This window comes from Mycobacterium sp. NGS17 (assembly GCF_059813205.1).
The window spans coordinates 453423-468417 of sequence record NZ_JCALED010000002.1 but is presented as its reverse complement, the minus strand read 5'-3'; the positions used below and the strand labels follow the sequence as shown (position 1 = coordinate 468417).

The following is a 14995-nucleotide window of genomic DNA, read 5'->3' as shown; positions in this document are numbered from 1 at the left end:
TGGTTGAGCCAATGAACCAGTCAAGTCCGATTCAACCGCCGGACCGCCAGCGGGTGGATGAGCAGATCGCGGCCTCGATCGCCGACGCCATCCTCGACGGCGCCTTTCCGCCGGGTTCCGCCCTGCCGCCGGAGCGGGACCTGGCCGAGCAACTCGGGGTCAATCGCACGTCGTTGCGGCAGGGTCTGGCCCGCCTGCAGCAGATGGGCCTGATCGAGACCCGGCACGGCAGCGGCAACCTGGTGCGCGATCCTCAGGCGCTCACCCATCCCGCGGTGGTCGAGGCGCTGGTCCGCCGATTAGGACCCGAGTTCTTGGTGGAGCTGCTCGAAATCCGGGCTGCGCTGGGTCCATTGATCGGCCGGTTGGCGGCGCAGCGCAGCCTGCCCGAGGATGCCGAGGCGCTGCGCGCCGCCCTGCTGGCGGTCAGCGACGCCGAGAGCGCGACCACGCGGCAGGCCGCCGACCTCGACTACTTCCGCGTGCTCATTCAAAGCAGTCGCAACCGCGCGCTGGGATTGCTCTACCGCTGGGTCGAGCAAGCTTTCGGTGGACGCGAACACGAACTCACCGCCGCCTATGACGACGCCGCCGTGGTGGTAGCCGAGCTGGGCGCGATCACCGAGGCGGTGCTGGCGCGCGACGCGGCGGCGGCCGCCGCCGCGGTCGAGGCGTACCTCACCGCCAGCGCGTTGCGGATGGTGGTGGCTTACCAAACGGAAGCCTGAAGTACGCGGTTACTCGGCGATGCGTGTCGCCGGGTGCACCGCGATGAGCCCTAACTTGCTGCGGCGCTTGCACATTGCGGCCAGCTCGGAGTAGGCCTTCGCGCCGAGCAGCTCGGTGAGTTCGTCGGCCAGGCTTTCCCATACCTGCTTGGCGCCGACATGGGCGGCGGGATCGCCGGTGCAGTACCAGTGCAGGTCGGCGCCACCGGAACCCCAACCGCGGCGGTCGTATTCGGTGACCCAGGTCTTGAGGATCTCGGTGCCGTCGGGCCGGGTCACCCACTCCTGGCTGCGACGGATCGGCAGCTGCCAGCAGACATCGGGCTTCATGGTCAGCGGCGGCACACCCAGTTTGAGGGCCTTGCTGTGCAGCGCGCAGCCGACACCGCCGCTGAATCCGGGCCGGTTCAAGAAGATGCACGCGTCTTTGTGCTTGCGGGTGCGATACTGCGGTTGCCCGTCATGCTCGTCGATTTCCAGATACCCCTTGCGGCCCAACCCCTTTGCGCGGTATTGCCAGTCGTCGTCGGTCAGCTTCTTGACCGCGTCATCCAGGCGGGCGCGGTCGTCGTCGTCGGACAGGAACGCACCGTGCGAGCAGCACCCGTCGTCCGGGCGGCCCGCCACCGTGCCGCGGCAGGCCGGAGTGCCGAATACACATGTCCATCGCGAGAGCAGCCAGGTCAGGTCGGCCGCGATCAGGTGCTCGGGATTGTCGGGGTCGTAGAACTCCACCCATTCGCGGGCGAAATCCAGCTCGACCTCTTGGCCCGGTTCCGGGTGCGAATTCGCCACGTGGTCCACGTTAGACCACGGTTCGGGCCATCCGAGCCGCTGACACTCGGGGCCCGGATGGCCCCGGTCGCGACGGGTTGACCGGGTCGCGCAAAGCAGCGCACCCGGGGTTTCGTTAGGTTGTTTACGTGCGATTGGGCGTTCTCGACGTGGGCAGCAACACGGTGCATCTGCTGGTGGTGGATGCCCACCGGGGCGGCCACCCGACGCCGATGAGTTCGACGAAAGCCACTCTGCGTCTCGCCGAGGCCACGGACAGCGCCGGCAAGATCACCAAACGTGGTGCCGACAAACTGATTTCCACGCTCGACGAATTCGCCAAGATCGCCGACAGTTCGGGCTGCGCGGAGCTGATGGCCTTCGCCACATCCGCGGTCCGCGAAGCCGGTAACTCCGACGATGTGCTGAGCCGGGTGCGCAAGGAGACCGGAGTCGAGTTGCGGGTGCTGACCGGGGTCGACGAATCGCGGCTGACCTTCCTGGCGGTGCGCCGGTGGTACGGGTGGAGCGCGGGCCGCATCATCAACCTCGACATCGGTGGCGGCTCGCTGGAGATGTCCAGCGGCGTCGACGAGGAGCCGGAGGTCGCGTTGTCGCTGCCGCTGGGAGCCGGGCGGCTGACCCGCGAGTGGCTGCCCGACGATCCGCCGGGCCGGCGCCGGGTGGCGATGCTGCGCGATTGGCTGGATGCCGAGCTCGCCGAAGCCAGCGTGAACATCCTCGAGTCGGGTAGTCCGGACCTGACGGTCGCCACCTCGAAGACCTTTCGCTCGCTGGCGCGGCTCACCGGTGCGGCGCCCTCGGGCGCCGGACCGCGCGTCAAGAGGACGCTGACAGCAAACGGCCTCAGGCAACTCATATCTTTCATCTCTAGGATGACGACCGCTGACCGGGCAGAACTGGAAGGAGTGAGCGCCGAGCGGGCACCGCAGATCGTTGCGGGTGCCCTGGTGGCGGAGGCAAGCATGCGAGCGCTGTCGATCGAATCGGTGGATATCTGCCCGTGGGCATTACGGGAAGGTCTCATCTTGCGCAAACTCGACAGCGAAGCCGACGGATCGGCCCTCATGGAGCCTTCGGTGCGCAATGCTGGAGGCCAGGTAGTTGATCGGAATCAGAACCGATCGAGAGGCGACAAACCATGACCGGACCGCACCCCGAGCCCGAGGACTCCGGAACTCGGCCCATCTCGGTTGCCGAATTGCTGGCCAAAAACGGAACCATCGGCGCCCCGGCCGTCACCCGGCGGCGCCGTCGTCGGCGCGGCGACAACGACGCGGTGACCGTCGCCGAACTGACCGGCGACCTCCCGGTGATCCGCGATGACGACGAGCCCGGATTCGAATCCACCGAAGCCGCCGACACGATCGACGTCGCCGAACCGGGCTCACCCGCGAAGCCCGTAGCCAAGCCCGTAGTCAGGGACGAGCCGAAGGCGCCCTACTGGTCCGAGCCCGAGCCGCGCTGGCCCAAGTCACCGCCGCAGCCCAAGCGGGCGGCGGGGCCCGAGCGCAGCGAATACCCGCGGCCGTTGCCCGAGGCCCGCAGGGCGGGTTCGCCCGTTAACGGCACCGGGGAGCCGGGTTCGGGCGCCGAGGACATGAGCTTCGACCCGATGGATCACTACGCCGATGTCCCGGTGGACGTCATGGACTCCGAGGTGCGCGAGGCGGAACCGGCGCTGGAGGACTCCGCGTACGTGCGCTCCTTCCTGCGGTCCGGGGATTCGGGCGATGACGCCGACGAGGACGGATCCGGACCGCTGCCCGCGGGGGTGCTCCGCGACGATCACCTCGACATCGGGCACCGCGACGCGGACGCAGAGGCCGATGCCCATCTCGAAAGGGGCAGGTTCGACGCGGTGTGGCGCGGCGGGGTGGTCGTGCTGCAATCGATGCTCGCCGTCGCGTTCGGCGGCGGGTTGTTCGTGGCCTTCGACCAGCTGTGGCGGTGGAACAGCCTGGTGGCGCTGGTGCTATCGGTGCTGGTCATCCTGGGCCTGGTGGCCGGGGTCCGGGTGGTTCGCAAAACCGAGGACATCGCCAGCACGTTGATCGCGGTCGCGGTGGGTGCGCTGATCACCCTGGGGCCCTTGGCGCTGTCGTTGCAATCGGGCTAGCGGCACCGTAGACAGTGCGTCCAGCCATCAAAGTCGGCCTGTCCACGGCTTCGGTGTACCCGTTGCGGGCCGAGGCCGCCTTCGAGTACGCGGCGCGGCTCGGCTATGACGGCGTCGAGCTCATGGTGTGGGCCGAGGCCGTGAGCCAGGATGTCGCCGCCGTCAAGAAGCTGTCGCGGCGCTACCGGGTCCCGGTGCTGTCCGTGCACGCGCCCTGCCTGCTCATCTCGCAGCGGGTGTGGGGCGCCAACCCGGTGCCCAAGCTGGATCGCAGCGTGCGCGCCGCCGAACAGCTGGGCGCGCAGACCGTGGTGGTCCACCCGCCGTTTCGCTGGCAGCGGCGCTACGCCGAGGGTTTCAGCGAGCAGGTGGCGGAGCTGGAAGCGTCCAGCGACGTGATGGTCGCCGTGGAGAACATGTTCCCGTTCCGCGCGGACCGGCTCTTCGGTGCCGGCCAGTCGCTGGAACGGATGCGTCGACGCGGTGGGGGCCCCGGCCCGGCGATATCGGCGTTCGCGCCCTCCTACGACCCGCTCGACGGCAACCACGCGCACTACACGCTGGACCTGTCCCACACCGCGACCGCGGGCACCGACTCGCTGGACATGGCCGAGCGGATGGGGCAGGGGCTGGTGCATCTGCACCTGTGTGATGGCAACGGCCTGCCCGCCGACGAGCACCTGGTGCCCGGGCGCGGCACGCAACCGACGGCCGAGGTGTGCCAGATGCTGGCCGGCAGCCACTTCGCCGGGCACGTCATCCTGGAGGTGTCGACGTCCAGCGCCCGTTCCGCCAACGAGCGCGAGGCCATGCTCGCCGAATCGCTGCAGTTTGCCCGCACGCATCTGCTGCGCTGACCCAGCCAGGAGAAAACCCAGACAACATGAGCGCGTTATTCACCACCGCAATGACCCTGCGGGAGGTCGGTCCCGGCGTCTTTGAGGGCGAGCTCGACAAGCGCTGGACCATTGGTCCCAAGGTGCACGGCGGCGCGATGCTGGCGCTCTGCGCCAACGCCGCCCGCACCGCCTGGGGTGGGCAGTCCGACGCGCTACAACCGGTCCAGCAGCCGGTCGCGGTGTCGGCGAGCTTCCTGTGGGCGCCCGACCCCGGTCCGGTGCAGCTGGTGACCTCGCTTCGCAAGCGGGGCCGCCGGATCAGCGTCGTCGATGTCGAGCTCAACCAGGGCGACCGCACCGCGGTGCATGCCGTGGTCAACCTCGGCGAACCCGAGCACTGGCATCGGGACGGTTCTGAAGGGGTGGCCAGGCCGCTGCTGTCGGCCAACCCGGTGGCTGACCTGATGGCGCCCGAGCCGCCCGACGACATCGAGCCGATCGGGCCGGGGCATCCGCTGGCCGGCCTCGTGCACCTGGGCGAGGGCTGCGACGTGCGGCCGGTGTTGTCGACGATGGCGCCCCGCGGTGACGGGCGTCCACCGGTGATCCAGATGTGGGCGCGGCCCCGCGGTGTGGCCCCGGACGCGCTGTTCGCGCTCATGTGCGGGGATCTGTCGGCGCCGGTGACCTTCGCGGTGGACCGCACCGGATGGGCCCCCACCATCCAGCTCACGGCGTTTCTGCGCGGCCTGCCGGCCGATGGCTGGCTGCGCATCATCGCGACCTGCACCGAGATCGGTCAGGACTGGTTCGACGAGGACCACACCGTCGTCGACAGCCTGGGCCGCCTTGTGGTGCAGGCTCGCCAGTTGGCACTGGTCCCTGCCGCTCGCTAGAGCGCGGTGTCTGCGATGCTGTCCGGCATGGCAAGAATCGCGATCATCGGTGGCGGCAGCATCGGGGAGGCACTGCTGTCGGGTCTGCTGCGGGCGGGCCGGCAGGTCAAAGATCTGGTGGTGGTCGAGCGGGTTCCCGAGCGCGCCAAGTACCTGGCCGATACCTATTCCGTGCTGATCAGTTCGGTATCGGACGCGGTCGAGAACGCGTCGTTCGTCGTGGTCGCGGTCAAGCCGGCCGATGTCGAGTCGGTGATGGCGCAGATCGCCCGCGCGGCCGCCGCCGCCGACGGCGATACCGCCGAGCAGGTCTTCGTCACGGTCGCGGCCGGCATCACCATCACCTACTTCGAGTCGAAGCTCCCGGCGGGGACGCCGGTGGTTCGGGCGATGCCGAACGCGGCGGCCCTGGTCGGCGCCGGGGTCACGGCCCTGGCCAAGGGCAGGTACGTCACGGCGGCGCAGCTCGAAGGCGTCTCGGCCCTGTTCGACTCCGTCGGGGGCGTCCTGAGCGTTCCGGAGGGCCAGATGGACGCCGTCACCGCGCTGTCGGGCTCCGGGCCGGCGTACTTCTTCCTGCTGGTCGAGGCCCTGATCGACGCCGGTGTCGCTGCGGGCCTGAGCCGCGAGGTGGCCGCCGACCTGACTGCGCAGACGATGGCCGGCTCGGCCGCCATGCTGCTCGAGGGCATGGACGCCGACCGGCCGGGCGACGCCGAGGCGCCCGGCCCGCGGGCGGACGCCACGGCGACGCAGCTGCGAGCGACGGTGACCTCGCCCGGCGGCACCACCGCGGCCGGCCTGCGCGAGCTCGAACGCGGGGGCCTGCGAGCGGCCGTCGACGCGGCCGTTCAGGCCGCCAAAACGCGCTCTGAGCAGCTAAGAATTACATCAGAGTAATCCAAGTTTTTTGAACTGATTGTCCCCCACCAGTACCAGTAACCCCATTAGTCCCGCTATTCTCCTCTTGTAAGCACGTGTGGGTGCCAGCGGAGGGGAAGCCGCTGGCATGCGCGTGCCTGACACGATTGGGTTGCGATGACGTCTAGTAACGGGCCATCAGCGCGAGATGCCGCAGGTAAGCCACGGGACGCCAGTTCCGTCGACAGCCAGCAGGGCAGGACGCAGTTTCTCACCGTCGCCGAGGTGGCGGCGTTGATGCGGGTCTCGAAGATGACGGTGTACCGGTTGGTGCATAACGGCGAGCTGCCCGCGGTCCGCGTGGGCCGGTCCTTCCGGGTGCACGCCAAGGCCGTCCACGACATGCTGGAGACGTCCTACTTCGACGCCGGCTGACCGGAAACGGTGCCTCTTGCGTGCGGCACCTAGACTCCGCGGTTGTGCGGCGATCGGGCCGATACCGGTTTGGTGTTCGGTGCGTTCCGCCGGGTAAAGTGTCCGGGTCCAATCTTTGAAGCAGGTCACGGTCAGATAGCGGAGTTCATGGGTTCAGTAATCAAGAAGCGGCGCAAGCGCATGTCGAAGAAGAAGCACCGCAAGCTGCTGCGTCGCACCCGGGTGCAGCGCAGAAAACTCGGTAAGTAACCCCGCTCGCGGCGTAGTGCCGCCGTCTCGCCTGGCCGCTAGGCTGTTCGAGTGGATCCGACGAACGGGGAGAACGCCGGGCCGGGCGACACCGCAGGCAACACCGTGCACTACCCCAAGATCGTGCTGGTCACCGGCGCGTGCCGGTTTCTGGGCGGCTACCTGACGGCTCGGCTCGCGCAGAACCCGATGATCAATACGGTCATCGCGGTGGATGCGATAGCCCCGAGCAAGGACATGCTGCGCCGGATGGGGCGCGCTGAGTTCGTCCGGGCCGACATCCGGAATCCCTTCATAGCCAAGGTGATTCGCAACGGCGATGTCGACACGGTGGTGCACGCGGCGGCGGCGTCCTACGCGCCGCGATCCGGTGGCACCGCCGCGTTGAAAGAGATCAACGTGATGGGTGCGATGCAGCTGTTCGCGGCCTGCCAGAAGGCGCCCTCGGTGCGCCGGGTCGTGCTCAAGTCCACGTCGGAGGTGTACGGCTCGAGCGCTCACGACCCGGTGATGTTCACCGAGGACAGCACCAGCCGTCGACCGTTCCGTGACGGTTTCGCCAAAGACAGCCTCGACATCGAGGCCTACGCGCGCGGGCTGGGACGGCGCCGGCCCGACATCGCCGTGACGATCCTGCGGCTGGCCAACATGATCGGCCCGGCGATGGACACGACGCTATCGCGTTATCTGGCTGGACCTTTAGTGCCGACCATGTTCGGGCGCGACGCGCGCCTGCAATTGCTGCACGAGCAGGATGCGCTCGGTGCGCTGGAGCGCGCGGCGATGGCCGGCAAGGCGGGAACGTTCAACATCGGCGCCGACGGGATCATCATGCTGTCGCAGGCGATTCGGCGGGCCGGCCGGATTCCGTTGCCAGTACCGAGTTTCGGCGTCTGGGCCCTGGATTCGATACGCCGAGCCAACCGCTACAACGAGATCAGTCGTGATCAGTTCGATTATTTGAGTTACGGCCGCGTCATGGATACCAGCAGGATGCGTTCGGAGCTCGGCTACCAGCCGAAATGGTCGACGGCGGAGGCGTTTGACGATTACGTTCGCGGCCGCAGCTTAACTCCCATTATCGACCCACTTCGGGTACGCTCCTGGGAAGATCGCGCGATAGCCCTGGCTCAGCGCTGGGGTAGCCGAAATCCAATTCCGTGGGGTGGGGTCAGGTAGGTATCGTGGCGGGCGAAAACAGAGCGAATGTCATTCCGCTGCACACGAATCGGGGTCGGGTAGCGGCGCGCCGGAGAGCGGACCAACGTGCTGAGTCCTCCCGCCAGCATCCCTCCTTGCTTTCCGATCCCAAAGGTCGGGCATCTGCGGAGCAGATCGCCGCGGTGGTCCGCGAAATCGACGAGCATCGCCGTGCCGCGGGGGCATCGTCGGCCGACGCGCCGCTGAATGACCTGGCGCAGCGCGTCGCCTCGGTCGCCGGATTCCTGCGCCAACGGCTCACCGGTGATTACAGCGTCGACGAGTTCGGCTTCGACCCGCACTTCAACAGCGCGATCGTCCGGCCGTTGCTGCGGTTGTTCTTCCGATCCTGGTTCCGGGTCGAGGTGAGCGGGATCGAGAACCTGCCGGACGAGGGCGCCGCGCTGGTGGTCGCCAACCACGCCGGGGTGTTGCCGTTCGACGGGCTGATGCTCTCGGTGGCGGTGCACGATGAGCATCCCGCGCAGCGCGACATGCGGCTGCTGGCCGCCGACATGGTGTTCGATCTGCCGGTGGTGGGGGAGGCGGCCCGCAAGGCCGGCCACACGATGGCCTGCACGACGGACGCGCACCGATTGCTCGCCGCCGGCGAGCTGACCGCCGTGTTCCCGGAGGGCTACAAGGGGCTGGGCAAGCGCTTCGAGGACCGTTACCGGCTGCAGCGGTTCGGCCGTGGTGGATTCGTCACGGCGGCGCTGCGGACCAAGGCGCCGATCATTCCCTGCTCGATCATCGGGTCCGAAGAGATCTACCCCATGCTGACCGACGTCAAGCTGCTGGCGCGGCTGTTCGGGCTGCCGTATTTCCCGATCACGCCGCTGTTTCCGCTGGCCGGCCCCGTGGGCCTGGTGCCCCTTCCTTCGAAGTGGCACATCGCGTTCGGTGAGCCGATCCACACCGACGACTACGCGGCCTCCGACGCCGAGGATCCGATGGTCACCTTCGAGCTGACCGACCAGGTGCGCGAGACCATTCAGCAGACGCTGTACCGGCTGTTGGCCGGCCGCCGCAACATCTTCTTCGGCTGAGCCGCGCAAAAGGAAACGCCACCGCGGAAAATCCGCGATGGCGTTGACCTTTCGGGAACCGATTACTTGACCATCGTGAACTGGCAGACGTTGGTGTAGCCGTCGCGGAACAGGTCCGAGCATCCCCGCAAGTACTTCAGGTAGATGTCGTAGGTCTCCCGCCCCTTCAGGGCGATGGCCTCCTCCTTGTGCGCTTCGAGGGCATCCCCCCAGGCGGTCAACGTCGGAACGTAGTTCTTACCGATGAAGTGATGCCGCTCGATCTTGAAACCCGCATCGGTGGCGTACTTGTCGACCAGGTTGACCTGCGGCAACTTTCCGCCCGGGTAGATCTCCTTCAGGATGAAACTGATGAACCGCAACAGGGTCATGTTCACCTGCAAGCCCATTGCCTTGCCCTCTTCGGCGGTGGGCACCACGATGCTGTGCAGCAGCATGCGGCCGTCGTCGGGCAACAGGTCGTAGTACTTCTTGAAGAAGGTGGCGTAGCGCTCGTACCCGGCGTCTCCTGCACCGTCGGCGAAGTGCTCGAACGCGCCCAGCGACACGATGCGGTCGATCGGGACGTCGCCGGGAAATTCCTCCCAGCCCTGGATCCGCACCTCCTTGCGGCGGGGGCTGTCCATTTTGTCGAACTCCGCCACGCAGTGGGCGTACTGGTTCTCGCTCAGCGTCAGGCCGATGACGTTGACGTCGTACTCGTCCACTGCGTGCCGCATCGTCGAGCCCCAGCCGCTGCCGATGTCCAGCAGCGTCATGCCGGGCTCGAGGTTCAGCTTGTCCAGGGCGAGCTTGCGCTTGGCGTACTGCGCCTCTTCCAGCGTCTTGGTCAGATTCTGCGGGTCCGGGTTTTCGTCGAAGTACCCGCAGCTGTAGGTCATCGACGGGTCGAGCCAGAGCTTGAAGAATTCGTTCGACTTGTCGTAGTGCGACCGGACCTTCTCGACCGGCGGCTTGAGTTGCGTGCTTCCCGTTTCCCGCTCTCCAGACATTTACAGGGCCCCTAACTTTCCTGCGGATATGGATGCAACTGCTGCGGCGGTTGCCTCGACGTCCTCTTGATTTGAAGACTCTCCCAGCATTGTGACGACACTCGTGACGATCGGTTTTCCGTCGGCGTCGGTCACTTCACTGCGGATCTCCGCGAGCACCGTGCCGTGGGACTCGATAACCGAGTCGAGGTAAGTGTCGAAGTACAGCCTATCGTGCGCCAGGATCGGCCGGTGGAACTTGAATTTCTGGTCCCGGTGGATGACCCGGGCGATGTTGATGGGGATGCTGAACTTGGTGAAGATCTCCAACTGCACTCGGCGCCCGGCGATAGCGAGGAACGTCAGCGGCGCAACCATGTCGGTGTATCCGGCCTTCGCGGATTCACCCTCGTCAAAGTGCGCCGGGTGGTCGTCTTTGATCGCGGCCGCGAACTCGCGGATCTTCTCGCGACCGACCTCGAAGTAATCCGGCGCGCGGTAATGGCTGCCGATGAGTCCTTCGGCTTCCTTGGGGGTCGTCATGACGCAATGCCCTCCGTCAATTGTGTCTGCGCGGCGCAGCCTATCAGCGCGATTGCCTCCGGGAGGCCAGCGCGGCCAACGCACCACCGGCTGCGCCCAGCGCCAACGCCGACGGCACGCCAATCCGGGCTGCCTTGCGGGCAGTCCGGAAATCGCGAATCTCCCAGCCGCGCTCCCGGGCCAGGGCGCGCAGGCGGGCGTCGGGATTGATGGCGACCGCGGTGCCCACCAGCGACAGCATGGGAACGTCGTTGAAGCTGTCCGAGTAGGCCGTGCAGCGTTTGAGATTGAGGCCCTCGCGAATTGCCAGGGATCGCACCGCGTGCGCCTTGCCGGTGCCGTGCAGGATGTCCCCGACCAGCCGGCCGGTGAAGACGCCGTCGACGGATTCCGCGACCGTGCCCAGCGCGCCGGTGAGGCCGAGCCGTCGCGCGATGGTCGCGGCGAGCTCGTACGGCGTCGCGGTGATCAGCCACACCTGCTGGCCCGCGTCCAGATGCATCTGCGTGAGCTCGCGGGTGCCGGGCCAGATCTTATCGGCGATGATCTCGTCGTAGATCTCCTCGCCCAGCGCGATCAGCTCTTCGACCGACCGGCCCTCGATGAAGGCGAGCGCCTTGCGCCGGCCGGCGGCGACGTCGTTGCTGTTTTCTGTCCCGAGGATCTGGAACTTGGCCTGCGCGTAAATGAATCCGACGACATCGCGATACGTGAAGTAATTGCGCGTAGCCAGCCCGCGGCCGAAGTGCACCGCGGACGAGCCCTGCACCAGCGTGTTGTCCACGTCGAAGAACGCGGCGGCGGTCAGGTCGATCGGGGGCTGGGGATGGTCCTGCGAAGCGGCGGCTTCCTGCATGCCCTCGATCGCGCGGGCGGCGCTGGCGTCCGCGGCCAGCGACTCCGGGTCAACGTGACCGGAGTGGTCTGCGTTGGCCGGGCCAGAGGAAGTCATCGTCAAACCTCCGAGATCGCTGTGCTGCCTGGCGACCCAGCGGGTGCCCGATCCCCAACCCTATCGGGCAGATGGCGCGCCGGCGTTACGTGTCCGGGGCCGGTGAGCGTGACATTGGCTTCACGTTCGGCGCCGAGTGTGACGCCAATGTCACGTTCGTGGCCGGGGCCGGGTCGCGGGAACGCTAGTCGCCGAGAATGTTGACGGTGAACCAATCCGCTGGAATCCCCTCGCGAAGGGCGGAATCGAGTTCCTCGAAGCTCATTACTAAGACATGAGAACCCGCAGGGGCGTCATTCTGCCCCATCCATCCGCGATCCGTAGGTTCCTGGTCAACTCTCAAACTAACCCGTCCCGGAAAATTATCTGGATCCGGCTTACTCAACGTCACCCTCGGATCCAAGCCTTCCTGATACCAACGAAAGGCGGGTGATTGGTTATACCGGCCAGGACGACTCATCTGACTGATCAGAAACAAGAGATATTTTTCAACATCTTCGAACCGCCTGAACATCCAATAGGTTTTCCGCGAACCGCGCTCTTCGCTATCGATAAAGTAGCAGTCGTCTTTACAGGCCATGTAATAAGAAACGTCGCCTACGTCAATCAAAGCCAATTCGTTACGGTTGACCATTTGGGGTGGACGACGTCCCCAAAATATCTCCTCGCGCGTCTCCCGGCCCCGCGGCTCGCGCTGTGTGTCACCCGGCAAACGCCCTTGACCCCTCAGATGAACGACCTGCCACACATACCAACACTTCACAAGTCTGTGGAGGGATTCAGGAAACATGGTGAGATCGACAATGAAATCTGCCATCACGACTCCTCGTGTCTAGGGTTCATTCAAGAAGAACCGATCTATCAGGGTCTGAACGTCGGCACGTTCTCCTTCGGGTGCGAGGATCAGAAATTGAGGTTCGCCGCCGGGATGCCCGAACCAGGGTGCTGCCCTCGAAAACTCTATTTTCCAACCCGGCGGTAGTCCCGCTGATGCATCGACCTTAAAACGGTAATAATCTTTATCCAAACTGGTATGAGGAAGTGCGCGACCCTCATATGGAGTTCCTTCGAAAGCCAGCCAATTCCCACCCGGATGCCCGATACGATCGAGCCATCGGCCGTCTAATGATTTAATGTCAGCCGGTGTTAAATCGCGAACTGTACCAGGAATTGCGTAAGGCTTTGCCGGGTCATTAACGTCAGGATACCTCAAGTTACCGTACTCGTCCTCAAAGAGTTCTCGATATTCACTTTCAGTAAGCTCGCCGAATTCACTGGCGTCAGGGAAAACGTCTCGCGCCTTCGGATGCTGCTGGTCGCTGCCGTCGCCGCCGGGATGGTCACCGGGCGCACTCCCGTCGTCGCCTGGATGTGAGTCTTGTGATCCGTCGCCATCGCCCGGGGGATGTTCGTCGGCGGGCGGATGTGGACCGCTGTCACCAGGCTCGTGTGGCCCATCGTGACCGCCGGGCGGAGGGGGAGTGCCATCATGCGGCGGTACCGGCGGGGGAGCGGGTGGTTCGCCGCCGTGGGGAACCTCACCTAGGCCGGGAGGCGCCTCGGCGGGGAGCCCCCCACCCATTGGGGCAGACGGCGCCCCCGGCAGATGCGGCGCGGCCGGAGTCGCGGCTGCTGCTACCGGTGGCGGCCCACCGTGGGGAACCGGCGCGGCCGGGGGTTCGCCGGCCGACGCCGGCGCGTGGGCGGGCACGGGCTCGGGCGGTTTCGGATGGGGTAGCGGTGTGTCCCCCGGGGGCACCGGCACCGGCGGTTTGCCCCAGGCTCGGGCGGCGGCGCGGCCGGTTTGGGCGGCTCGACAGCCGGCGGCTTTGCCACCGGCGGCGGCTTGGATTCGGTGGGGCTGTGCGGCAGTGGACCGTCTGAGGGTCCCGGCGCCGGCTTACCCGAGGGCCCTGGCTTGCCCGCGGGTGCTGGCGCGGGTTGGCCCGATTCCGGTGGCTTGGGCGCAGCCGGGGGAGGCTTGACCTCCGGCGGCTTGACCTCCGGTGGTTTCAGAAGTTCGGGCGCTTTTTTCAAGCCTTTCAGCGCATCCGCCGCGGTGTGTCCTACTTTGCCCAGCTTGGAAAGGGGTCCACCGGGCAACGCGAGAGTCCCGACATCGAAGATCGATTTGCCGAGCGCTTCGGCGGGATTGCTGCTCCATTCGTCCCAGTGCGTGATGTCCTTCCCCAGCGCTTTCCAGGACTCGGCGACTCCGGGCCCTCCGTCGGGCCCCAAGCCGACGAGCGTCCCAGCCCCGGCGACCATGCCGGTCATGGTTTCGGCGTAACCCTTGGGGTCGAGCAGCGCGTGGAATTGGCTGACGTCGTACAGGCCTTTGAGGAAATCCCAGCCCTCGACGCCGACGCCTTTGAAGGTCTGGTCCACCTGATTGAGCGCCCTGCCCACCGGCGTCCCGTGCAAGAAGTGGTCCCACTCCATGTCCGCCCAGTGGGCCATATCCTTTGTGGCAGTGGCGGCTTCGGACATGGTTGCCTTGATCTGGTCGCCCAGCGTTTCGGCTTCCCGAGAAAAGTTGTCGACCACCGTCTTGATGTCGTCGGCGATCCTTTTGATCTCGTCTTCGTCTTCGTCGGTCAGGAGATCCCAGACCTCTTTGATCCCGGTCAGCGGATCGCAGATGCGCGCCAACAGATCCAGGATCGCCGCGTGTACCTTGTCGATCTTGGCCGCGTAGCTGTTAAGTTGCGTAGCGATCATTTGGCATTGCCGCGCAACGCTGATGGTGGCGACAGTCGCATCGGCCAACGCTTTGTTGATGGCCGCGGCCTCGGGAATCTGCTGCCCGGCAATGGCGGCCATCGTGCCGCCGCCTGCCGCGATCTCGGTCGTCGTGAAGTTGACACCCGCAGTCGTCCACGCCGCTGCGGCGGCGCGCAGCTTCGCCGAATCGCCAGTGGGCCAGATCATTCCGATATACGGTGCGACCCAGCTCCATCCCGCCGGCGCGCCGCTGCCGGTGCCCACCGCCGACGGCGGATGAGACGTCGCGGTCAGCGGCGCCGTCACCGGCGGAGTCGGCAGAACTGAGGCACGGCCCGTGACATCCGACATCCCCTCGGCCAGCGCGTAGTTGTGCGCCGACATCCGCACCCCGTCGCCGATGCTGCACAGTCCATTGCGGGTGGTGGTCATCGCCTCGATCACCTTGGCCGCTGCATCGTTGTAGGCGCGGCCCAGCGCCGCACCCACCGGATCGTCACCGGCCATGCCCGCGGTGCCGGCCAGGGCCGAGGTCAAGGCCGAGATCACCGACCCCAACGAAACACCGCTGGCCAATACCGTGGCACCGGCGCGGTCTAGGGCAGTCGGGTCACACGCCAGCGGCGCCATTCGC

The 14995-nt window shown here is 66.4% G+C and carries 15 protein-coding genes and 1 pseudogene; 10 read left to right on the top strand and 6 right to left on the bottom strand.

Features of this window, described 5'->3' with window-relative positions:
* Window positions 1–11: 11 nt before the first annotated feature.
* Window positions 12–728, top strand: coding sequence for a FadR/GntR family transcriptional regulator (locus AC5Y7E_RS06365; protein WP_499948024.1), 717 nt, complete (start codon window positions 12–14; stop codon window positions 726–728).
* Window positions 729–737: 9 nt separating this feature from the next.
* On the opposite strand, the gene AC5Y7E_RS06360 is transcribed toward AC5Y7E_RS06365, so the two are convergent.
* Window positions 738–1532, bottom strand: a complete 795-nt coding sequence (locus tag AC5Y7E_RS06360) for a DUF3109 family protein (protein ID WP_499918039.1) — start codon at window positions 1530–1532, stop codon at window positions 738–740.
* Window positions 1533–1651: 119 nt separating this feature from the next.
* On the opposite strand from AC5Y7E_RS06360, the gene AC5Y7E_RS06355 reads away from it, so the two are divergent.
* From AC5Y7E_RS06355 to AC5Y7E_RS06315, 9 genes are all read left to right on the top strand, one after another.
* Complete coding sequence (locus AC5Y7E_RS06355; protein ID WP_499918041.1) at window positions 1652–2668, top strand: Ppx/GppA family phosphatase; 1017 nt, start codon at window positions 1652–1654, stop codon at window positions 2666–2668.
* A complete protein-coding gene (locus AC5Y7E_RS06350; protein WP_499948022.1) occupies window positions 2665–3642 on the top strand; it encodes an Rv0497 family membrane protein in 978 nt (325 codons plus the stop codon). The genes AC5Y7E_RS06355 and AC5Y7E_RS06350 overlap by 4 nt, the downstream gene beginning before the upstream one ends.
* 14 nt (window positions 3643–3656) lie before the next feature.
* Window positions 3657–4499 carry a sugar phosphate isomerase/epimerase family protein gene (locus AC5Y7E_RS06345; protein ID WP_499918044.1) on the top strand — a complete coding sequence of 281 codons (843 nt, stop codon included), beginning with the start codon at window positions 3657–3659 and terminating at the stop codon, window positions 4497–4499.
* Between the two features lie 26 nt (window positions 4500–4525).
* Window positions 4526–5377, top strand: coding sequence for a thioesterase family protein (locus AC5Y7E_RS06340; RefSeq protein ID WP_499918045.1), 852 nt, complete (start codon window positions 4526–4528; stop codon window positions 5375–5377).
* A 27-nt stretch (window positions 5378–5404) separates the two neighbouring features.
* Window positions 5405–6277, top strand: coding sequence for a pyrroline-5-carboxylate reductase (gene proC, locus AC5Y7E_RS06335; protein ID WP_499918046.1), 873 nt, complete (start codon window positions 5405–5407; stop codon window positions 6275–6277).
* Between the two features lie 138 nt (window positions 6278–6415).
* The gene (locus AC5Y7E_RS06330; protein ID WP_040629292.1) at window positions 6416–6673 is read left to right on the top strand and encodes a cell division/environmental response transcriptional regulator; all 258 of its coding nucleotides are present in this window, start codon (window positions 6416–6418) and stop codon (window positions 6671–6673) included.
* 147 nt (window positions 6674–6820) lie between these two features.
* The gene (locus AC5Y7E_RS06325) at window positions 6821–6922 is read left to right on the top strand and encodes a 30S ribosomal protein bS22 (RefSeq protein WP_003402602.1); all 102 of its coding nucleotides are present in this window, start codon (window positions 6821–6823) and stop codon (window positions 6920–6922) included.
* 51 nt (window positions 6923–6973) lie between these two features.
* On the top strand, window positions 6974–8101 hold the full coding sequence (locus AC5Y7E_RS06320) for an SDR family oxidoreductase (RefSeq protein ID WP_499948020.1): 1128 nt from the start codon (window positions 6974–6976) through the stop codon (window positions 8099–8101).
* Complete coding sequence (locus tag AC5Y7E_RS06315; RefSeq protein ID WP_499948018.1) at window positions 8083–9171, top strand: lysophospholipid acyltransferase family protein; 1089 nt, start codon at window positions 8083–8085, stop codon at window positions 9169–9171. The genes AC5Y7E_RS06320 and AC5Y7E_RS06315 overlap by 19 nt, the downstream gene beginning before the upstream one ends.
* A 62-nt stretch (window positions 9172–9233) precedes the next feature.
* Here the strand turns inward: AC5Y7E_RS06315 and AC5Y7E_RS06310 are convergent, their stop codons facing one another.
* The 5 genes and pseudogenes from AC5Y7E_RS06310 to AC5Y7E_RS06290 all read right to left on the bottom strand — a co-directional run bounded on the left by AC5Y7E_RS06310 (window position 9234) and on the right by AC5Y7E_RS06290 (window position 14991).
* A complete protein-coding gene (locus AC5Y7E_RS06310; RefSeq protein WP_499948016.1) occupies window positions 9234–10163 on the bottom strand; it encodes a cyclopropane mycolic acid synthase family methyltransferase in 930 nt (309 codons plus the stop codon).
* Window positions 10164–10685: an FAS1-like dehydratase domain-containing protein gene (locus AC5Y7E_RS06305; RefSeq protein WP_499918050.1), complete on the bottom strand. Its 522-nt coding sequence runs from the start codon at window positions 10683–10685 to the stop codon at window positions 10164–10166.
* Between the two features lie 43 nt (window positions 10686–10728).
* Entirely contained in the window at window positions 10729–11637 is a 909-nt protein-coding gene (locus AC5Y7E_RS06300; RefSeq protein ID WP_499918051.1) for an HAD family hydrolase, read from the bottom strand.
* 184 nt (window positions 11638–11821) lie between these two features.
* Window positions 11822–12454 carry a hypothetical protein gene (locus AC5Y7E_RS06295; RefSeq protein ID WP_499948015.1) on the bottom strand — a complete coding sequence of 211 codons (633 nt, stop codon included), beginning with the start codon at window positions 12452–12454 and terminating at the stop codon, window positions 11822–11824.
* Between the two features lie 15 nt (window positions 12455–12469).
* Window positions 12470–14991 (bottom strand): annotated as a pseudogene (locus tag AC5Y7E_RS06290) (TNT domain-containing protein).
* Window positions 14992–14995 lie beyond the last annotated feature (4 nt).